Annotated in this window: 14 protein-coding genes and 1 tRNA gene; 11 read left to right on the forward strand and 4 right to left on the reverse strand. The window is 46.7% G+C overall.

Annotation, left to right across the window (positions count from 1 at the left end):
• Nucleotides 1–269: 269 nt before the first annotated feature.
• The 4 genes from rplM (at nt 270) to tsf (ending at nt 3,177) form a co-directional block, all read left to right on the forward strand.
• On the forward strand, nt 270–731 hold the full coding sequence (gene rplM / locus HPS54_RS06640) for a 50S ribosomal protein L13 (RefSeq protein WP_172344685.1): 462 nt from the start codon (nt 270–272) through the stop codon (nt 729–731).
• 10 nt (nt 732–741) lie between these two features.
• Nucleotides 742–1,128: a 30S ribosomal protein S9 gene (rpsI, locus tag HPS54_RS06645; RefSeq protein WP_172344686.1), complete on the forward strand. Its 387-nt coding sequence runs from the start codon at nt 742–744 to the stop codon at nt 1,126–1,128.
• A gap of 182 nt (nt 1,129–1,310) precedes the next feature.
• Nucleotides 1,311–2,150 carry a 30S ribosomal protein S2 gene (gene rpsB, locus HPS54_RS06650; RefSeq protein ID WP_172344687.1) on the forward strand — a complete coding sequence of 280 codons (840 nt, stop codon included), beginning with the start codon at nt 1,311–1,313 and terminating at the stop codon, nt 2,148–2,150.
• A 37-nt stretch (nt 2,151–2,187) separates the two neighbouring features.
• The gene (gene tsf / locus HPS54_RS06655) at nt 2,188–3,177 is read left to right on the forward strand and encodes a translation elongation factor Ts (protein ID WP_172344688.1); all 990 of its coding nucleotides are present in this window, start codon (nt 2,188–2,190) and stop codon (nt 3,175–3,177) included.
• 6 nt (nt 3,178–3,183) lie between these two features.
• Here the strand turns inward: tsf and HPS54_RS06660 are convergent, their stop codons facing one another.
• Both HPS54_RS06660 and HPS54_RS06665 read right to left on the reverse strand, forming a co-directional pair.
• Nucleotides 3,184–3,441, reverse strand: coding sequence for a hypothetical protein (locus tag HPS54_RS06660; protein ID WP_172344689.1), 258 nt, complete (start codon nt 3,439–3,441; stop codon nt 3,184–3,186).
• A gap of 998 nt (nt 3,442–4,439) precedes the next feature.
• Nucleotides 4,440–4,514: transfer RNA gene (locus tag HPS54_RS06665), tRNA-Pro, on the reverse strand.
• A gap of 268 nt (nt 4,515–4,782) precedes the next feature.
• Between HPS54_RS06665 and alaS the strand changes: the two genes are divergently transcribed.
• Both alaS and HPS54_RS06675 read left to right on the forward strand, forming a co-directional pair.
• Complete coding sequence (gene alaS / locus HPS54_RS06670) at nt 4,783–7,401, forward strand: alanine--tRNA ligase (RefSeq protein ID WP_172344690.1); 2,619 nt, start codon at nt 4,783–4,785, stop codon at nt 7,399–7,401.
• A gap of 264 nt (nt 7,402–7,665) precedes the next feature.
• Nucleotides 7,666–8,748, forward strand: coding sequence for a linear amide C-N hydrolase (locus HPS54_RS06675; RefSeq protein WP_172344691.1), 1,083 nt, complete (start codon nt 7,666–7,668; stop codon nt 8,746–8,748).
• A gap of 49 nt (nt 8,749–8,797) precedes the next feature.
• Here HPS54_RS06675 and HPS54_RS06680 read toward each other — a convergent pair whose 3' ends face one another.
• Nucleotides 8,798–9,409 (reverse strand): SprT-like domain-containing protein, encoded by a 612-nt coding sequence (locus HPS54_RS06680; RefSeq protein WP_172344692.1) that lies wholly within the window; start codon nt 9,407–9,409, stop codon nt 8,798–8,800.
• Between the two features lie 326 nt (nt 9,410–9,735).
• The gene (locus HPS54_RS06685) at nt 9,736–10,374 is read right to left on the reverse strand and encodes a hypothetical protein (protein ID WP_172344693.1); all 639 of its coding nucleotides are present in this window, start codon (nt 10,372–10,374) and stop codon (nt 9,736–9,738) included.
• A gap of 317 nt (nt 10,375–10,691) precedes the next feature.
• On the opposite strand from HPS54_RS06685, the gene HPS54_RS06690 reads away from it, so the two are divergent.
• The 5 genes from HPS54_RS06690 (at nt 10,692) to HPS54_RS06710 (ending at nt 20,523) form a co-directional block, all read left to right on the forward strand.
• Nucleotides 10,692–13,100: a two-component regulator propeller domain-containing protein gene (locus tag HPS54_RS06690; RefSeq protein WP_172344694.1), complete on the forward strand. Its 2,409-nt coding sequence runs from the start codon at nt 10,692–10,694 to the stop codon at nt 13,098–13,100.
• A 422-nt stretch (nt 13,101–13,522) separates the two neighbouring features.
• Nucleotides 13,523–15,409 carry a GDSL-type esterase/lipase family protein gene (locus tag HPS54_RS06695; protein WP_172344695.1) on the forward strand — a complete coding sequence of 629 codons (1,887 nt, stop codon included), beginning with the start codon at nt 13,523–13,525 and terminating at the stop codon, nt 15,407–15,409.
• Nucleotides 15,410–15,433: 24 nt separating this feature from the next.
• Nucleotides 15,434–19,258 (forward strand): pectinesterase family protein, encoded by a 3,825-nt coding sequence (locus HPS54_RS06700; RefSeq protein ID WP_172344696.1) that lies wholly within the window; start codon nt 15,434–15,436, stop codon nt 19,256–19,258.
• Nucleotides 19,259–19,615: 357 nt separating this feature from the next.
• Nucleotides 19,616–19,900, forward strand: coding sequence for a LysO family transporter (locus tag HPS54_RS06705; RefSeq protein ID WP_172344697.1), 285 nt, complete (start codon nt 19,616–19,618; stop codon nt 19,898–19,900).
• Nucleotides 19,897–20,523 (forward strand): LysO family transporter, encoded by a 627-nt coding sequence (locus tag HPS54_RS06710; protein ID WP_172344698.1) that lies wholly within the window; start codon nt 19,897–19,899, stop codon nt 20,521–20,523. The genes HPS54_RS06705 and HPS54_RS06710 overlap by 4 nt, the downstream gene beginning before the upstream one ends.
• Nucleotides 20,524–21,050: the final 527 nt, after the last annotated feature.

The following is a 21,050-nucleotide window of genomic DNA, read 5'->3' on the forward strand; positions in this document are numbered from 1 at the left end:
GTAAATAAATCAGTAAGTCCTAAATAATACATATTAAAATATAAGAAAAAGATATAACTTTGCAGTCCGATTATTTATTGAGGTGTACTTAGAGCCTCGCAGACAGAGTGTTAATAGTCGTGCTTTTGGCCGGGCACTACGGTTAGTGAATCGCTGTCTAACGATAAGACTGTAATGATTGTGATGGGAAAACCTGTTGCAGTCAGTATGGTTTTGACGGATAAAATAATTAGAAAAACGTTTTTTAGTAGTAAAATTAAATTAAAGAAATGAACACTTTAAGTTACAAGACTATTTCCGCAAACAAGGAGACTGTCAATAAAGAGTGGGTAGTTATCGATGCTACAGACCAGGTCGTTGGTCGTCTTTGCTCTAAAGTGGCTAAACTTCTCCGTGGAAAGTACAAACCCAATTTCACACCTCACGTGGATTGTGGAGACAACGTTATCATCATCAATGCCAAGAAAGTGGTATTTACCGGAAAGAAAGAAACTGACAAGGTATATACACGCTATACTGGTTATCCCGGCGGACAGCGCTTTAACACTCCTGCGCAGCTTCGTACAAGGGAAGACGGCGCAGACAGAATACTCCGTCATGCAGTGAAAGGTATGCTTCCGAAAGGTCCGTTGGGACGCAGCCTCTTGAAAAACCTCTATATCTTCAACGGTACGGAGCATGACAAGCAGGCACAGAAGCCAAAAGCAATTGATATTAACCAGTATAAATAATTAGACGATAATGGAAGTAATAAATGCGATAGGTCGCCGTAAGAGTGCAATTGCACGTGTTTACGTAAGCGAAGGTACAGGCAAAATTACCATAAACAAGAAGGATCTCACTGAGTATTTCCCTTCTGCAATACTTCAGTATGTTGTTAAGCAGCCTCTGCAGACTCTTGAGGTAGAGGGCAAATACGACATCAAGGCAAACCTTGACGGTGGTGGCTTTACAGGTCAGAGCCAGGCTCTGCGTCTTGCCATTGCACGTGCTTTGGTTAAGATCAATGCCGAAGACAAGAAAGCTCTGAAGGTTAAAGGTTTCCTTACACGCGACTCACGTGCTGTTGAGCGTAAGAAGCCGGGTCAGCCGAAGGCTCGTCGTCGCTTCCAGTTCAGTAAGCGTTAATATCGGCATGGCTTGCGGAGAATGGCATTGCGTGTGCCGTTGTGCCTGAAGCCGGTCGTAACTGGACACGTTTAGCATCTAAATCCGAGGGACTCTCTTTGAGTTTCCATTCAGATTACCTTCGGATTGGTTCTAACAAAACTAAAAAGAAAGTAAACAAAACAATTAAAAAACGAAAGAAAATGTCAAGAACTAATTTTGATATGCTGTTGCAGGCCGGATGTCATTTCGGTCACCTCAAGCGTAAGTGGAATCCCGCCATGGCTCCTTATATATTTATGGAGCGTAACGGCATTCACATTATAGACCTTCATAAGACTGTGGCTAAGATAGACGAGGCTGCAGATGCTTTGAAGCAGATTGCCAAGTCAGGAAAGAAAATCCTGTTCGTTGCTACTAAGAAACAGACAAAAGACATTGTTGCAGACAAGGCAGCTGCCGTAAACATGCCTTATGTAATCGAGCGTTGGCCGGGTGGTATGCTTACAAACTTCCCTACAATCCGCAAGGCTGTAAAGAAGATGGCGAACATCGACAAGCTGATGAACGACGGTACATATTCAAATCTTTCAAAGCGTGAAATTCTTCAGATCAGCCGTCAGCGTGCAAAGCTGGAGAAGAACCTCGGTTCTATTGCCGACCTTACACGTCTTCCGTCCGCACTTTTTGTTGTAGACGTAATGAAAGAAGCTATTGCCGTTAAAGAGGCTAATCGTCTGGGTATACCTGTTTTTGCTATCGTTGATACAAACTCCGATCCCAACAATGTAGATTTTATGATTCCTGCCAACGATGATGCAAAGGACAGCGTTGAGGTAATCCTGGATGCTTGCTGCGCTGCTATCGCTGAAGGTCTGGAAGAGCGTAAGGTTGAAAAGGCAGACGAGAAAGCTGCAAAGGAACAGGCTGAGGCTGATGCAGTGGAAGACAAACCCAAGCGTACACGCAAGGCACGTAAGGATGCCGCTCCTAAAGAGGAAGCTACAGTTGAGGCAGAGACAGAAGCTCCTGCAGCAGAGTAATTATTTTTAATGCTTACAATTTAATAAAGTAAAGATTATGGCTATTTCAATAGCAGATATACAGAAAATCCGTAAGATGACAGGTGCCGGTCTTGCAGACTGCAAGAAGGCTCTGACCGAGACTGACGGCGATTTCGACAAGGCTGTGGAGATTATCCGCGAGAAAGGTAAGGCTATCGCTGCAAAGCGTTCAGACCGCGAAACTTCGAATGGTTGTGTACTTGTAAAGAGCGCAGACGGCTTCTCTGCAATCATCGCCTTGAAGTGTGAAACCGATTTCGTAGCAAACGGCAAAGAGTTCATTGCTCTGACACAAGCTATCCTTGATGCAGCCGTAGCTGCTAAGGCTAAGACTATTGACGAGGTTAAGGCTCTTACAATAAACGGTGCAACAGTTGAGGCAGAGGTGATAAACCGTTCCGGTATCACCGGTGAGAAAGTTGAACTCGACGGCTATTCATACCTTGAGGGAGAGAACGTTTCTGTGTACAACCACATGAACAACAACACTCTCTGTACAATGGTTCAGACCAACAAACCGGCAGAAGAGCAGGCACATGCTATCGCCATGCAGGTTGCAGCTATGAATCCTGTTGCTCTTGATGAGGCTTCTGTTCCTCAGGAGGTGAAGGACAACGAATTGAAAGTTGCCATCCAGAAGACAAAAGAAGAGCAGGTACAGAAGGCTGTAGAGGCTGCTCTTAAGAAGGCTGGCTTCAATCTCTATATAGCAGAGAACGAAGAGCATCTTAACGAGGGTGTGATGAAAGGTAACATCACGGAGGCACAGGCTGAGGAAATACGCCAGTTGAAGGCTGCAACAGCAGAGCAGAAAGCTGCAAATCTTCCTGAGCAGATGATACAGAACATTGCAAAGGGACGTATGGCTAAGTTCTTCAAGGAGTCTTGCCTGCTCAATCAGGAGTTCATTCAGGACAGCAAGCAGACTGTTTCACAGTATCTGCAGGCTGCCGACAAGGAACTTACAGTTGTTGCTTTCAAGCGTTTCACACTGCGTGCCGAATAATTTTGGTTACGTTATCACGCCACGACCGGCATTTTCAGTCCGGTAGGGTGATGGGGCAAGCAATATTAAATGAGAGAGTGCAAACCTCATGCAGGTTTGTGCTCTCTCTTTATTTATTCCAAACCCACGTAAAGTATGCCACTTTGGCTTGTGATGTGCGTAACTTTGCGTTGCAAAGTGCGTAGGTTTACGCTGTGAAATGGCGTACTTTGCAGCCTTAAGTGGCGCACTTTCGGCTATAGATAATTTTTCTTTGCTGTTCATTTGCTTTTTATTTTGTTGACAGTGCAAAGATACAAAAGCATGAAACCTCGTTGGCGGGAATTGGCAGGAATTGGCAGAATTTAAGGTTATGAGGTTATGAGGTCGTGAGGTGACAATGGATATTATGGCAAGGTCACGGGGCTTCATGCGTCATGGGTATTATCACCTTATGACCTCCCACCTTACAACCTCATAACCTCATAATCACCTCATAACCTTGTGTGACACTTGTGACAGATGTATACACTTGTTTTATAACATTTCTGTATAATAAAAAAATACCCTTCCTTTAAAGGATAACTATTTTTTAATTCTCGCGTATTTTATAAAACAAGTGTACACATCTGTCACAACTGTCACAGGAAAGAGGACGGATATTTGTATAGAACGGTGCAGCCGATATAAGATGTGTAAGACGTAAACATCTGTTTATCTGCTGTTTACAATAACACTGTTTCATGCCGACAGACGATAATAGTGTGTAAAATGTCGTAAGCGTACAAGTGCCTGCCACAGGAAGAGATTCGGGATAAAATAAAAAATACAGACATGTATTCTATCCGTTTTACATTTTTCCGCACGAATATCATCCGGAAAGCTACATTTTTTTTGCACGATAATTGCCCGGCACTATACATTTTTCCGCACGAATACATAAAATACGCGAGTTTGAGAATAATACAAACCACCCCTGCCCCCTCCTTTGTATTAATTTATAATTGACAATTTATAATTTATAATGAACGGAATGTCTACGCCGGGTAGGGCTGTACCATGGTGCAGCCGATGTGATTATGAATAATAATTCGTTGTGATGATGAGTGATAATTCGCTGTGATTATGAATGATATAAGCCATGCGGTTTCGGATGCTCCATGGAGCATCCCTACTCGGTGTGTATATCCAAAACATCACTAAATGAGTGATAATTCATCGAATTTACATTAAATAACGCCAAAGAAAAAAGGAGCCGGGCATTATGCCTAACTCCTTTTCTGTCGGGGTGACTGGATTCGAACCAGCGACCACACGCCCCCCAGACGCGTACTCTAACCGGGCTGAGCTACACCCCGTAGCCACCTTTAATCGGTTTAGCGGATGCAAAAGTACATACTTATTGTGACATAAGCAAACTTTTGCAGACATTTTTTATTCTTCGTCTCAAACAAATGTTCTTATCAGTTCTGCATACATCTGATATACTGTAATATGATGTTATTCTAACATTCCAAACAATAATTTGGCATTTTATGGGATTTTTTATAATTTTGCTGCCTGATATATATGTCGGTATATATCTTCAATATTTTTGATTAATAAATAAAAAAAGCATACAAAGTTATGACAGCTAACGAAATCCGAGAATCTTTCAAAAAATATTTTGAGTCTAAAGGGCATCTCATCGTGCCGTCGGCTCCTATGGTTATAAAGGACGACCCCACGCTGATGTTCACCAATGCAGGTATGAACCAGTTTAAGGACATTATATTGGGAACACGCGAACCAAAATCCACACGTGCCACCGACTCGCAGAAGTGTCTGCGTGTGAGCGGAAAGCACAACGACCTGGAGGAAGTGGGACACGATACGTATCATCACACTATGTTCGAAATGCTCGGTAACTGGAGCTTTGGCGATTACTTTAAGGAGGATGCCATAAACTATGCGTGGGAATATCTTGTTGACGTACTCCATTTAGATCCCGCCAATCTGTATGCCACTGTGTTCGAGGGCTCGCCGGAAGAAGGGCTGCCGCGTGATGATGAGGCGGCTGCTTTCTGGATGAAACATCTTCCTGCCGACCATATCATCAACGGAAACAAGCACGACAACTTCTGGGAAATGGGCGAGACGGGTCCGTGCGGTCCGTGTTCGGAGATACATCTCGACTCGCGTACTCCGGAGGAGAAGGCAAAGGTGCCCGGCGCACAGCTCGTGAACAAGGACGACCCGCAGGTGATAGAGATATGGAACCTTGTCTTCATGCAGTATAACCGTAAGGCAGACGGTTCGCTCGAAGGATTGCCCAAGCATGTGATAGACACCGGTATGGGCTTTGAGCGTCTTGTGCGCGCAATGCAGGGAAAGACCTCTAACTACGATACGGATATATTCCAGCCGATAATAAAAGAGATAGCACGTCTCTCGGAGAAAGAATACGGTAAAGACGAAGAAACGGATGTGGCAATGCGCGTTGTTGCCGACCACCTGCGTGCCGTTGCTTTTTCTATTGCCGACGGGCAGTTGCCCGGCAATGCCAAAGCGGGATATGTCATTCGACGCATCCTTCGCCGTGCCGTGCGCTACGCATATACGTTCCTCGGACAGAAGGGTGCCTTCATGTTCAAGCTTGTGCCCACGCTGATACATGAAATGGGAGATGCTTATCCCGAACTGCCTGCACAGCGTGAACTTATCACAAAGGTTATAAAGGAAGAGGAAGAGTCGTTCCTCCGTACTTTGTCAAACGGTATCAACATGCTTACCGAGGCAATGGACAGTGTGAAGGAAGCGGGAAAGACCGAACTTGACGGTGTAAGGGCGTTCCGTCTTTTCGATACATACGGGTTCCCGCTTGACCTTACCCAGCTGATATGCCGCGAAAACGGGCTGACCGTGGATGAGAAGCAGTTTGACGAGGAGATGCAGAAGCAGAAAGCCCGTGCACGCAATGCGGCAGCTGTGGAAAGCAGCGACTGGACGGAACTGGCTCAGGGCGAGCAGAAGTTTGTAGGATACGACTATACGGAATATGAGTGCCGCATACTGAGATACCGTAAGGTGACGCAGAAGAAACTCACATATTATGAACTTGTTCTCGATTATACACCGTTCTATGGCGAAATGGGCGGACAGGTGGGAGATACCGGTGTGCTGGTAAGCGAGAACGAGACAGTTCAGATTGTCGATACAAAGCGCGAAAACGGTCAGTCTGTACACATCGTAAAATCTCTGCCAAAGGATCCTACGGCACAGTTCATGGCATGTGTAGACACTGAGAAGCGCGATGCTTGTGCCGCCAACCATACGGCTACACACTTGCTTGACTATGCCTTGAAGCAGGTTCTCGGCGAGCATGTAGAGCAGAAAGGTTCGTTTGTGTCTCCGGATACACTGCGTTTCGACTTCTCTCACTTCCAAAAGGTTACCGATGAAGAGATACGTACTGTAGAGCGCATGGTTAACGAGATGATACGTGAGGACATCCGTCTTGACGAACATCGCGACATCCCTCTTGAGGATGCGAAGAAACTTGGAGCCGTTGCCTTGTTCGGAGAGAAGTACGGAGATAAGGTCCGCGTGGTGCAGTTCGGTCCGAGTATAGAGTTCTGCGGCGGTATCCATGCCTTGTCAACAGGACGTATAGGTATGATAAAGATTGTGTCGGAGAGCAGTGTCGCTGCCGGAATACGCCGTATAGAGGCAAAGACCGGCAAAGAGTGCGAGCAGATGATGTATGATTTGGAAGACGGCATCAAGGCGATAAAGGAACTATTTAACAATGCCAAAGACCTGAAATCCACCATACAGAAATATATAGAGGAGCACGATGCCATGCGGAAGAGCATAGAGAAGTTCGATGCCGAAGTGGTGGAGCGTGCAAAGGACAAGCTGTTGGCTCAGATGAAGGTTGTCAACGGAGTGAAGATTGTTACTGCGGTATTGCCCATGAAAGCTGAGTCAGCCAAGGATCTGGTATTCAAAATCCGTGCTGCCGAGCCTGAACATATGCTCTGTGTGGTGGGAAGCCACTATGACAACAAGCCTACGCTTAGTGTTATCGTCAGCGAAGACCTTGTTGCCGACCACGGTGTGAACGCCGGAAAGATTATACGTGAGGCAGCCAGACTGATACAAGGAGGCGGTGGCGGACAACCCCATTTTGCCACAGCGGGCGGAAAGAACGTTGAAGGTCTGTCTGCTGCCGTAGACAAGGTGGTGGAATTGGCACAGCTTTAAGCAGAGACATACTTTGTCAGAAATAAATCAAGCCGTACACTGTTGCAGGTGTGCGGCTTGTTTCGTTTTGTATGTCAGGTGATGAGACTAATGTATGTCGGGGTATTTTAACATACTGTTGCCTTTATGAACATGATGTAACCAAATACAGTCTAACGTATCATAAACAATGAGAATATCTTTGATGATTATGTCGGGATATTCTAACTTTGAAGACGTGAAGCATCATGGATGCATGTCGTGACTAATAAAAAATCAACTGTTATGAGATCAAAGTTAATTGTTTTTGTGATGACGCTGTTTATGACGGCTCATGCAGAGAAAGCCGGTGCGTGTACGGGGATAACACTTAAGACACAGGCGGGTGAGACCATATTGGCGAGAACTATAGAATGGGCAGGCAGCAATCTGGGCAGCAGCTATGTAATAGTGCCGAGAGGTTACAGACAGAAATCGTATGTGCCGGGCGGAAAGAAAGACGGTATGGATTTTACTGCGCGTTACGGATATGTGGGTATGTCTGTGGAGACTGAAGAGTTTGTTTCCGAAGGACTCAATGAAGAAGGACTTTCAGTTGGTCTTTTCTATTTTCCGGGTTATGGAAAGTATGAGGATTATGTGCCGGAATATAGTAAATCCTGTATCAGCGACTTGCAACTTGTGTCGTGGCTTTTGGGCGAATGCAGGACAGTGGATGATGTCAAGAGAGCCATTGGCAGGGTGCATGTGGTATCTATATATCCCAATGCTTCGACCGTACATTGGAGAATAGCCGATGCATCGGGACGCCAGGTGGTATTGGAGATTGTGGACAAGAAGCCTATGTTTTATGAAAACCGTCTTGGTGTACTTACAAACTCGCCCGGATTTGAGTGGCATCTCACAAATTTAAACAACTATATAAACTTATTTCCGGGAAAGGCAGGCGATCGTGAGTTCGGAAATATAACACTATCGTCGATAGGCGGAGGCAGCGGCATGTTAGGACTTCCGGGCGATTTCACCCCTCCTTCGCGCTTCATAAGGGCTGCGTTCTTTCAGACAACGGCTCCGCGTATGGTTACGGCGGGGCAGGCTGTACGCCAGTGTTTCCAGATATTGAATAATTTCGACATTCCTGTCGGTGCCCAGTTTGTGGACGGACAGAATATGCCCGACATTCCGAGTGCCACACAATGGACAGCGGTTACGGATATACGTAACCGTAAAATATATTATCGTACAATGTATAATAGTATGATACGTTGTATAGAACTCAACAATATACGTTTTGATGAGGTGAAATACAGGGCGGCTCCATTGGATAAAGTTACTGAGCAGCCAATAGAACTTGTTACTATTGAATAATAGTTCTGTTATCCTTTAAAGTCAGTCCTGTTCATGGCGTCAGTCTTTTTCATAAAGACAGTCGGGGATACAATCCGTCCGCGGGGACTTCGTACTTTGGGAAACGATGAAAAAAACTGTCACATGATGTGTAGAAGGCATGCCACTTCACTTCCTGTGACAGTTTCATTATTCTCTCTATACGGCGCGCATAGGCAGGGTTAACCACTGACAGCAGATGCTTTCCGGCGTGTGTGACTGCCGCCAGAACAAGAAATGTTTCACCCTTTGTGCTGCTTTTGCCGGCAATGTTCCAGTTGCGAGTGTCCGTTCTCACGGTTATATTCCAGCCGCGGGCGTTCATCTCGTTCATGATGCGACGGAATACGATACCGTGTGAAGATGTATCCTTTATCCCTTTTATTACTATATAATAATGTATCATTTCGTGCAGCAGCACGTTCTTGAACTGTTTCTCGTCGGCATCATAGTAGTTGCTTATACGTATGGTATAGCCGTAATACTCCTTCCGTCCCATTACACTTTTCCACTTGTATGCCATTGCACCGAGCTGTGTCCGCGCATTTCCTATGACAAACTTTGGCACGGGTAGCGATGAACGGAAATATTCACGGTTAAATTCGTCAAACCAAGTCTTTAGAAGTATTGTTGATACTTTCATTATTATGTTTGTTTAAAAGGAGACGGGTGTTAATTTATAATTTAAAGGAGATAGGAGGAGATAAGGGAAGATAAAGGGAGATAAAAGACGAATGTCTTGTTGATGAGACCTGTAGTGATGTTCCATGGAACATCCGAAACCGCATGGATTGTTTCATTCGTAATCACATCGAATTATTATTCATTATCACATCGGCTGCACCATGGTACAGCCCTACACGGAGGATGGAAGTCGAATGTTTCAAGGCAATTGTCCTTTATCTTCTGTGTCGCAAGCCACATATCTCCTCCTATCTCCCCTTATCTCCTTTTATCCTAATCCCATTCTTACAATCCGAGCTTGTTCTTGATGTCGTTCACACCTTTGTCTATTGCCTCATTGGCTTTTTTCTTACCCTCTTCAGTACGTTTTGCAGCTTTGGCTTCAGCCTCTGCCTTGCCCTTTTCCATTGCCTCGTTTACTGCTTTTTTCGCTTCTTCGGGTGTGTTCTTTGCTGCTTCTACGGCTTCTGCCGCCTTTGATATTGCGTTGTTGCCCGTTTCAGCTGCTGTGCCTGCCTGCGACTTCAATGTCTCTATAATCTGTGCAGCCGGAACATTTGATATTGCAGCAGCTGCCGCAGCAGCCTTGTCTCCTGCGATGCTCTTTATCTGTTCGGAGTTTTTCTTCAGATATTCCTGCAACTGTTGCAGACACGCTTTTGCAGCTTCCGGATTTGTCTTGATAAGCTTTTGTATCTCCTCCTGTACTTCAGCCAATGTCGAGTTGAATTTTTTTGCATCCTTGGCATCAAGTTGCGCAGTCATGTTTTCTATTGCCGTTTTTATCTCACTGCCGGCTTCTTCGTTTGTTGTAGCCTCCACTTTTGTCGAGTCTGCGTCGTCAGTGTTTTGTTTCTGACCGTTTCCGCATCCTGTGAATGTCATTGCTGCGAACATGGCAGCAACAATGAAAATTTTCTTCATGATTTCTTTTTCGTTTTATGTTAATATATAAATGATTTATATGCGTTCTGTATAAGAACGTCGTAATAAAAATCAGTAGATATCACAACCCGTCTTGTAAGTTGTTGATATCCAACTACAAAATTACAAAATAATTGTGAAACCGCAGGCTCGGCACGTATTTACTTCGCACATACATGATAAATAAGTGCCGGATTAAGATGAAATGATGTCATTGTAAACTTATTTGATATCTGCCAAAGCTTATGTGTAACATATCATGATAGCTATTGTTATTAATCAAAAAATGATTAAATTTGCACCGATGGCTTAAAAGATTGATAATAGCGGCAATTGCCGTGATAACAAAGACAACCGTTATGTTTATGCCACTGATGCTGATTATACTTATGTCGCTGTTTTCTTCCGTAGTATATGGAATGACGGAAGAAGACTATGTGACGGACAATCTCGATGAGATATCCGACATCTCGCATCAGCATATCACCCAGATACTTCAGGACAAGAAAGGCTTTTTGTGGCTTTCGTCATGGAATGGGCTGTACCGTTTTGACGGTTATGACTTTGTTGCCTTTAAGGCAAAGCCGGGAGACGGGAACGATATGAACAGCGACCGTTTCCGTAATATAGTCCTCGACTACGATATTACGCCGGAGAAAGCTGTGGGTAATATCTATTGCCGCGTTGACGATGACGTCTTCCTTTTTGATGTAAGGACGTCGACGTTCCGACCTGTTACGGGAAAACCGAACGGAAAGGCGCGTGATGTTTTCAAGATAAATGGAAGCCGTATTGATGATTTTACAGACAGCAGGGGAATACATTGGAAAATTACTCAGGACGGTTTCTTTCGTAGTGTGCCTCGTATGCAGACGTGGAACCGTGTGAACGGTGTCAGTCCGTCCGTTACCCGTGTGATGTATCGCGACCGTAACGGCAGGTTGTGGATTGGTACCAAAGACGGCAGACTGGCGGCTTTTCGTCCGGATATGTCACTCATCGGATATATGGGAAAGGACGGTAAACTGCATTCCGGACTTACAGAGTTCTTCCCTGTATATTGTATGTGCGAGGACGATAAAGGCAATATATGGATAGGATGCAAGCCTTTTGGTTTGTTCCGGCTGCATGACGAAAGCATAGAGAGTGTGACGGGACTGAGTTCCGGCGATGTATACGACATGAAGAAAGACAGTAAAGGCAGGATTTGGGTTGCCACACATGTCGGCGGAATAAATGTTGTCAGTGTCGAAAACTCCAATTCACGGAAATCCACCGGTTACAGAATAAAACATATTGAGGGAACAAAAGGGTTGCGTGTCAGGAGGTTGCTTGTTCTTGAAGACGGCACCATGCTGGCTACAACCACAACCGGACTTCTTGTCGCAGATAATATTTATAAGCCTTTAGACAAGATACGTTGGCGCATGCACGTAAGGGAAGCTAATCGGAGAGAAAGTCTTTCGGACAACGCTACGATGAATGTTGTGAGAGACCGTAAGGGCAGACTCTTCGTCACTACGGAGAGTGGAGGGCTAAACCGGATACTTACGGAAAATCTTCATGCCGACAGATTTTCTTTCAGACATTACGGCATGGAAAACGGCATGGGGTCTGATGTTACTATGGCATGTATCGTGCTTTCGGACAATAAGCTTCTTATACAGTGCAACAACATGCTTTCGGTCCTTGATGTTGAGACCTCGCGGATAGAAAATTACGGCAGGTCGTTTTGGGGTGAAAGTCTCCAGTTCTCCGATGCAGAACCGTTGATGCTTGATGACGGGCGTTTGTTGGTGTCCTTGCAGACCGGTGCCCTTGTTTTTCCTGTCAAAGAACTTTCTGCCGTGAGCTATGTTCCGCGTATTGTCCTGACATCGCTCCGCATGGCAGACATGCCCGCAGACTATACCGTTGATTATAAGGACACTATAATAATATCACCCTCTCACCGAGATTTCACCTTGAGCTTCTCCGCCCTTGACTATATAGGCAATCGCTATATACGCTATGCCACGAAGCTCGATGCCGACAGTACGTGGAGCTATCCCACGGCGACAAACAGCATAGAGTTCCGCGACATTGATGCCGGTACGCATGTATTGAAAATACGTTCCACCAATGCTCTCGGGCAGTGGACGGACAATGTGCGTACTGTTACAATCGTTGTCGAGCCTACATTTTTCGAGGCGTGGTACGGGCAATTGCTTGTCATCCTCGTCATTGCCGGTTGCATCGTGGCTCTTACATATATAATAATGTATGTCCGCAACCTGGAAAAGCGCCGAAAAGAGACGCTCGAGGCATATTTGTTGTTGCTCGAACAGAAGAATGAAACCTCTTACGACAAACCGTCGCTGTCCGAACAGCATCCCGAACCTATCGTCATAGCTCCTCGCTTGTCTGCGGAAGACGAGGTTTTCATGAAGAAAATTGCCGATTTTGTGGAAAAGAACATCTCCGACAGTGACATCGGAATAAACGACATGGCAGCTGCTACAGCCGTGAGCCGTTCCGGACTTAACCGTAAGATGCGCCATTTGCTCGGTGTTACGCCTGCCGATTTCCTAAAGGAGGCAAGAATGAACAGAGCGGTCAAGATGCTCAAGGAAACCGGTATGCCCGTTTCGGAGATAGCATACGCCTGCGGTTTCTCGGATCCCAAATATTTTGCAAAGTGTGTAAAGGGCTCGACAGGCAAGACACCGAGGGAACTGAGAAATTAATTTATAATTTATAATTCATAATTTATAATGAGAGGGGATTACAGCATGCTTGTGCCGGGTAGGGCTGTGCCATGGTGCAGCCTAAGGAATGAGGCACGTAGATAATTTATAATAAGGGAGAGCCGGTTGACATATATGATAACGCCATGCGGTTTCGGATGTTCCATGGAACATCCCTACTCGGAGCAGACATCCGTCCATTATCAATTATCCCGGAGCAGTCATCACACTCATTATAAATTATAAATTGTTAATTATAAATTAACACACGTCTTCTTTATTCTTTTCTCCCTAAAACTTTCCAAATCCCCTGTTTTGGCGCGATTTTGCCCTTAAATGACAAAACTTTCCCCTTTTATTTCATGTTGCGGTAATAATTTTGCACCCGTCAAACTATTACTAATTTAAAGGGCAACATTGAAATGAAAACAAAAATTTATGCTTTTATTGCCATGGTATTGGTGTTCTGCTCGGTTGCAGTAAGCGCCAAGAAAGTGCACACTTTGGGCGACTCTACCATGGCTCCTTACAATGAATCCGCTACTGTCACACGCGGATGGGGTATGTATTTCGGACAATTCCTCACCAACGGATGGACGTCTGTCAATTATGCCAAGGGCGGACGCGACTCTTACGGCGGCTACCATGAGTTGTGGCAGACGGCAAAGAAGAATGTGGAAGCAGGCGATTACGTCATCATTACTTTCGGACATAACGACGAGAAGAACTCGGGTATGGACGGATATGCGTTGAAAGCATACTACGAGAGCATAGGCGATGCAACTGCAGCCGCAGCTGTAGACTTGCGTGGAACTGTGCCTTCTACCACCTACAAGCAGTGGATAGGCAAGATTGTAGACGAGGTTATCGCGTTAGGTGCTACACCTGTTATCTGTTCACCCGTATGCCGCAGCTACTTTGAAGGCTCTACCATTAGGCGTAACGGGCGTCACGACTTGGGCGACAATTATAAGATTTTGACCGAAAACGGTCCGCAACAGGGTCCTAAACTGGCTGCCGACGACCATACAATGGACTATGCCTATCATTCCGAGCAATTGGCAAAGGAAAAGGGAGTAGCGTTCATCGACATGACGAATGCCACAAAAACGCTGTATGAAAGTTATGGCACCGAAGCTAAATGTCAGGCTGCACTGTTTGACGGAGAAGGTGCAACCCATTTCAACACAACCGGGGCTCTGCTCGTGGCTCGCGAGTGTGCCCGTCTGATGAAGAATCAGGGCATTATGGTGGACAACATCGTATTGCCCACCGATCTTAGCGTGTCTCCCGCAACGGGCGATTTCGGCGAAGCATATAAGGGACAGACATTGCAGAAAGAGTTCACTATCAACGGTTTCGGACTGTCTCCCGAAGAAGGAAAAGTCACCGTCAGCGCCACCGACGGCATACAGCTCTCACTGAACAAGACCGACTGGAACACATCGCTTGCCGTCGATTACACTTCGGCAACCCTTATCAAGACTTTCTATGCACAGGTGGTGCTGTCAAAGGACGGTACGTTTGAAGGCACCATTACCGTAAAGCAAGGTTCAAAGACAATAGAGATACCGGTCTCCGCTACAGCTATTGTTCTCGAAGGCGGTGCCGACGTGAATGTCTATTGGCGTCTGGAGAAGAACGACGAATATACACTCGACGGTCCGGCAGTGGTTGTCCCGCAGACGTTCACCGCCATGTACGTACAGCGTTACGCCAATCCTAATGCCAATACCGTATGGCCCGAATGGACCGGTTATGATGCGTCGCGCAAGATGCAACGCAACCTGCTGACAGGCGACGCATGGCCCGACGGTGAAATAGACGACAACCCGGATCGTTACATACAGTGGGGTGTAAAACCGACAGAAGGCATGGAACTTAAGATAGACCTTATCTCGTTGTTTGCCTCTGGTTGTGGAGGCAACGGTATGTGCTGCCATGTTTACTACTCGGTGGATAACTTTGAAACCCGCACCGCTATCTTTGAAATGAAGAAAATGCCTGCAAACAAACCGCAGTACATCGAGTCAAAACCGGTGCTCACCGTAAAGGAAGGACAAGAACTGCTTGTCCGCGTTTATCCGTGGTACGACGGTGCTGCCACAGGAAAGACCATCTGTCTCAGCGACCTTACAATTCACGGCGTGGCTGTTGACGCCGCTTCCACCGGCATACACAATGTAAATACCGTCAATGAGAAACCTACGGCTGTCTTTACTGTCGACGGATGCAGGCTGCCGGCAGTTCGTCGCGGTCTGAATATTGTCCGTATGAGCGATGGAACAGTGAAGAAGATAATGTATTAATAACACTACTAACAATTATTTTTTATGCAAAACAAGTATTTTTTCATCAGACTGCTGTCTGCGTTGCTTGCCATCATGCCGATTGCTGCATCTGCCCAGACAGAGAAACTGGCTGAGTGGAACATGGAAAGCAGCGCTGATATCGCTGTTACATGGTTTGCTCAGGGCGGTGCACCATCTATCTCGCCGGATGAATGTGTCGGCGACAACAAGGACTATGTGCTGACAGCCTGGTCCGAGAACCGCTACTGGCAGCTCACTACCGGTTACAACAACAAGGTGCTGCGTATTGAGAATGCAACAGGGAATGCCATTACTGACTATACCGACGGCTCGAAGCACAATGTCTATTACGAGGTGCAGTTTCCTACGAAAGGCTACCGCAACATCACTGTAGACTTTGCATGTGCCTATGGCGGTAATGCCGAAGCATCACTGGAAGCCGTTGTTTCTGTCGATGGTGGACAGACATGGTTTGATGCCGGAGCATATACAACAATGCCTAACTGGTGGCTCTACAAAGACAACACTGTACAGTTGTCGGCCAACAATAAGGACAAGGTCATCCTGCGACTTGTAGCCGGCAATGGCTTCGTGTCCAACTGGAACCTCGATTACGTACGGGTGAACGGTGAGAAAATGGAAGAGACAAAACCCGTGGACGAGAAAGATTTCACTCTTTCATGGTCCCTTGGCAAGGGTACGGACGATGTCACTGCAGCGGTGGTGAAGACTCCCGGACTGTTCAGCGTGGCTGAGTTCGACCATGGCAAGATGAACATATCTAAATCGCGCAATGCCGGCACATCCATGCAGACGCTTTATTTCCCGTCTAACAACAATGCTGCCGTTAATAATGATGACGTTTTGTCATTCAATATAAAGTGCAAGAAAGGACTTAAGTTTGCACCTAAATCATTCTCATTCGAAGCAAGCCGATGGGGAACCAGCGGCGGAAAGATAGACGTAGTGGCTGTTGCGGACGGAACAGAAACGGTGCTTGCAAGCGGTGTTAATCCACCTTCGGGCAACAACGGTCTGTTTGAAACATACAACTATGACCTCTCCGCTATCTCTACCGAGGGCACAGACCTTGTGTTGAAGATAAAGGTTTACAATCTTGCCAGTGCAAAGGAATACGGTTTCGGCAATGTAGTTGTTACCGGCGATGTTACCGGTATACTCGAACCGGTTCCTGTATACACCATGAGCGTGGCACTGGGAACCGAAGGTGCAGGTACAGTGTCATGCAATCCCGCAGGCTCTGAGTTTGACGAAGGTACCTTGTTGACAGTCAGCGCGACGGAGAATTTCGGCTATCACTTTGCCGGATGGACAGATGCCGACGGTAACATAGTGTCTACGGATAATCCTTACAGCTTCGAGATTATGCAGAACACCTCGTTGACGGCTACATACAGCAAGACAAATGTATATGCCCTGAATCTGAAACTGGAAGGCGGCGCCAATCCTAATCTCGTGCAGTTCGTTCCGGCGGGCAACGTGGTTGACGGCGTGCACTACTATGAAGAGGGTACGGATGTGAAGCTCACGGCGCAGAACAACCGCATACTTACTTTCACCGGTTGGGAAGACAACACCACCAACATGGTGCGTGACGTGAAGATGGACGGCGAGAAATCGCTGACAGCAACATTCTCTGCAACCGACTTCATTGTAGGTTGGGACTTATACGAGGACAATCCGAAGAGTGAGCGTGCCGCAGACTACAAGTACGACACCGAGAATGCAGGTCTGCTGTCGTTGCGTCAGGCAGACGGCACAACCACAAGCTGGCTGGCAAACGGCGTGTCGGCAGGTATGATGAACGGCAAGTACGGCGCACGCGTATGGCGCCCGTTGACAGGCAACTGGTACTTTGAAATCAGTTTCTCTTCAAAGAACTTCCGTAACCTTAAGCTATCTGCATCGGTGGGCGATGACTATAATGCACACAGCATAATCTTTGCGCAGTACAGTATCGACGGCGGCAAGACATTCAATACATTCGGCACATACAACCTGCCCAACCGTGGATGGGACTCGCAGGAGTTCGACCTGCCGGAGGATGCAGCCGACAAGGACCGCGTGTTCATCCGCTTCATGCCTGACTACAACTCACCGATGACAGGTGTGGAAAGTGCTAACGACGGTACTGCCGTTGCCGAGATATTTGTGCTTGCCGATGCCATAGGTGCTGCCGACGAAGAGGCTACACTCGTGTCAAGCAATCCTGCACAGAACGGAACAGGCGTATCTGCCAGCGGCAGCATAATCCTTACTTTCGACAACAAGGTTAAGGCAGGCAGCGGCGTGGCTACACTTGACGGTGAGCAGATTGCTCCCATCGTCAGCGGAAAGACGGCTGTCTTCAAGTACAGCGGTCTGAAATATGCAACACAATACACATTCTCAATGCCCGAAGGCGTGCTCCTGAGCCGTAGCGGCAAACCTGTTGCTGCTGCACAGATAGATTTCACGACCATGGAACGTGTACAGCCGGAGGCTCGTGTGTATGACGCTGTCGTGGCTGCCGACGGTTCGGGCGACCACACCACCGTACAGGCTGCCGTAGACGCTGCCCCTGCCGGACGTGCAAAACCATGGCTTATATTCATCAAGAACGGTCAGTATAAGGAACATGTGGACATTCCCGAGGCTAAGACCAACCTGCACTTTATCGGTCAGGACCGCGACCTTACCGTCATCAAGGACGATAAACTCTGCGGCGGACCGGGTGCATTGCATGTAAGTGTAGGTGCAACCGTGGTTGTCAAGGCAAGCAACATCTTCTTTGAGAACCTTACGATGGAGAACATCTACGGTCACGAGAAACAGGACGGACCGCAGGCTCTTGCCCTCAATACCATGGGCGACCGCATCGCAATGAACAACGTTGCCTTGCTGTCTTATCAGGATACATGGATTACTTCTTCAAATCAGAAGAACCGTCATTACATCAAGAACTCTGTCATAGAGGGTGCCGTAGACTTTATCTACAACGGCGGCGATGTGTATCTGGACGGCGACACCATCGAGATAAACCGCCCGTCGGGAGGCTATATAGTCGCTCCGTCGCACACCGCAGATACCAAATGGGGATATGTGTTCCAGAATAATATCATCCGTGCACGCAAGGGTGTCGATGTGAAAGACGTGTGGCTCGGCAGACCCTGGCACGGAACTCCGAAGACAGTGTTCATCAACACGCAGACATTTGTCAACATTCCGGCAAAGGGTTGGTACAATACCATGGGCGGACTGCCTGCAATCTGGGCTGAGTATAACACTGTTGACAAGGACGGCAACCCCGTTGACCTGAGCCAGCGCGAAAGTTATTACTACTATTGGGCTGACGCTGACAAGACCGAAAAGGTTGAGGTGTTTGACGTCAAGAACAAGCTGACAGCCGAAGAGGCGGCACAATACACGCTGAAGAACGTCTGCGGAGGTGATGACAACTGGCAGCCCGACCTGATGTGCGAGGCTTGCGATGCTCCCAATGCAGAGATTGCAGGTACTTCCATCACATGGGACGCCGTGCCTTACGCCATCTGCTACGTTATAACAAAGGGCAAGGACGTTGTCGAGTTCACGACAGACACTAAGTATAACGGTGCCGACGCCGATGCCCAATATTACGTTCAGGCTGTCAACGAGAATGGCGGATTGAGCAAAAAGGCAAAAGTCGGTATTAGTACAGCCATTAATGACAACATCTCCGGGACACTAAATTCTTATCCCGAGGCGATATTCACGGCAGACGGTCGTCGTGTGCAGAGTGTGCAGCGCGGTCTGAACATCATCAAGATGAACGACGGAAGGATTGTCAAAGTCATGAAAAAATAATAAGGAACAGACGGTTCGATATCTCTGTTCGTCTACATAGGGCTATATGAAATAGAGGTCTCCGGCTGTTAATTGCCGGGTTTATGCAAGAGGTGTGCCATGTTTCTACATTCGTTTGATTGTAGATTGCCGGCACACCTCGTTTGTATTTGTTGACATTCAAACATAAGACTAAAAGATATTTGCGGAAACCGCAGACCCGACACGCATTTTCAAAATAAACATTTTGTACATTATGTACGAATGGTTTATTATTACTACCTTTGCATAAGATAAGCTTCGCCTCAGCAATTTCAAGCGGGCTTGATTGCGTTCGGCTTGCGTTACCTTTGCCAAAGATAAGCATTTAAGATAAAAATGATAATAATACTCTCTTTGTTACTCGGCGGAATGGCGTTGGGTTTACTATCCTCGAGATGCCGATACACCTTGTCTGTCGACAGGGTCATATCCCTTATAGTCCTTTTATTGCTCTTTACTTTCGGTCTGTCCATAGGCGAAGACCGCCATGTACTTTCCGAACTGCCGGGCTTGGGACTGTCGGCAGTGTTCATATCGTCTGCAACTATATTGGGCAGTCTGCTGGTTTCGTTGCTTATCTCCCGACTTCCCGGTAGGAAAAAAGAAAGGAGGCAGCGATGAAGTGGAGCCTTATTGTCGTGGCGGTATTTGTCTTTGGCATTTTATTGACATGGAGCGGTGTCGTGCCCAAAGGACTGCTGTCGGCAGACACATCCACCTATCTCCTCTATGCCCTTGTGGCTTTGGTGGGTTTCGAGATAGGTTCTTCCGGTCGTCTGTCCGTTATTTTCAAGGAAGTAGACTACAGATCCTTTCTCCTGCCGTTGGGAGTTGCCGTAAGTTCCGTATGTTTTGCCGGACTTGCATGCCTCTTCATCGGGTGGCTTTCATGGGCAGACGGCATGGCACTCGGCAGCGGCATGGGTTACTACTCGTTGTCGTCAATGATTATAACCGGGCTTAAGACGCCTGAGGTGGGTGTCCGTATGGCATCCAAGTTGGGCACCCTCGCCCTGCTTGTCAACATCTTCAGAGAATTTGCCACACTGTGTCTTGCCCCGTTGCTCAGACGCTATTTCGATCCGTACGGGCTTGTTGCCTCTGCCGGAGTTACCTCCATGGACGTCCTTTTGCCGTCCATCATAAAGTATGGCGGCAAAGAGATAATGCCCGTAGCGATAATAAACGGCGTTATGCTCGAGATGATGGTGCCGTTTCTCGTTACCTTTTTCTGTATGTTCTGATAGAAAAAAATGACATTGAAACCCGTATAAAGCTGTTTGCATGGCATTTATCCGGGTCTTATACAGTGTGCTTACGGCAACGTAAAAGGTGTGGCAGACACTATGACGCGACCGTTTCGGCAGGCATTTTTATGGCTCTTTTTATACTGTTTGTAACATCTTGATAATCAAGATGATACCTCTTAGCTTCCAAAAGGTGCCCTTTTAGAGCCTGAAAGATGGCATATTGGAGCCTTAAAGGGCACCTTTTGGAAGCTAAGAGGTATCATCCTGATTTTTAACGGGTCGTTACCTGCAAATCAAAGGCTTGCTTTATTTTGTGTTGTCAGATATAATACGTATATTTGTACGTGAGTTCGGGATAAGAAACAATAGCTTCAGTCGTGTCCTCCTCATGTAGGGACATATTCTTGTATTTGTCCGCACGCCTCATTGAGGCGTTCTTTATAACGTTCACACAGATAAAAGTGACAAAGCACAAGGCATTTGTATTGAAGACATTAACTTCTTATCTGAATGCCTCTATG

It is taken from the genome of Xylanibacter caecicola (assembly GCF_013166515.1).
Classification (GTDB): domain Bacteria; phylum Bacteroidota; class Bacteroidia; order Bacteroidales; family Bacteroidaceae; genus Prevotella; species Prevotella caecicola.

Coding starts and splice junctions, on each gene's coding strand:
- rplM (WP_172344685.1), top strand. CDS start 270: ATGAACACTTTAAGTTACAAGACTATTTCCGCAAACAAGGAGACTGTC.
- rpsI (WP_172344686.1), top strand. CDS start 742: ATGGAAGTAATAAATGCGATAGGTCGCCGTAAGAGTGCAATTGCACGT.
- rpsB (WP_172344687.1), top strand. CDS start 1,311: ATGTCAAGAACTAATTTTGATATGCTGTTGCAGGCCGGATGTCATTTC.
- tsf (WP_172344688.1), top strand. CDS start 2,188: ATGGCTATTTCAATAGCAGATATACAGAAAATCCGTAAGATGACAGGT.
- HPS54_RS06660 (WP_172344689.1), bottom strand. CDS start 3,441: ATGAACAGCAAAGAAAAATTATCTATAGCCGAAAGTGCGCCACTTAAG.
- alaS (WP_172344690.1), top strand. CDS start 4,783: ATGACAGCTAACGAAATCCGAGAATCTTTCAAAAAATATTTTGAGTCT.
- HPS54_RS06675 (WP_172344691.1), top strand. CDS start 7,666: ATGAGATCAAAGTTAATTGTTTTTGTGATGACGCTGTTTATGACGGCT.
- HPS54_RS06680 (WP_172344692.1), bottom strand. CDS start 9,409: ATGAAAGTATCAACAATACTTCTAAAGACTTGGTTTGACGAATTTAAC.
- HPS54_RS06685 (WP_172344693.1), bottom strand. CDS start 10,374: ATGAAGAAAATTTTCATTGTTGCTGCCATGTTCGCAGCAATGACATTC.
- HPS54_RS06695 (WP_172344695.1), top strand. CDS start 13,523: ATGAAAACAAAAATTTATGCTTTTATTGCCATGGTATTGGTGTTCTGC.
- HPS54_RS06700 (WP_172344696.1), top strand. CDS start 15,434: ATGCAAAACAAGTATTTTTTCATCAGACTGCTGTCTGCGTTGCTTGCC.
- HPS54_RS06705 (WP_172344697.1), top strand. CDS start 19,616: ATGATAATAATACTCTCTTTGTTACTCGGCGGAATGGCGTTGGGTTTA.
- HPS54_RS06710 (WP_172344698.1), top strand. CDS start 19,897: ATGAAGTGGAGCCTTATTGTCGTGGCGGTATTTGTCTTTGGCATTTTA.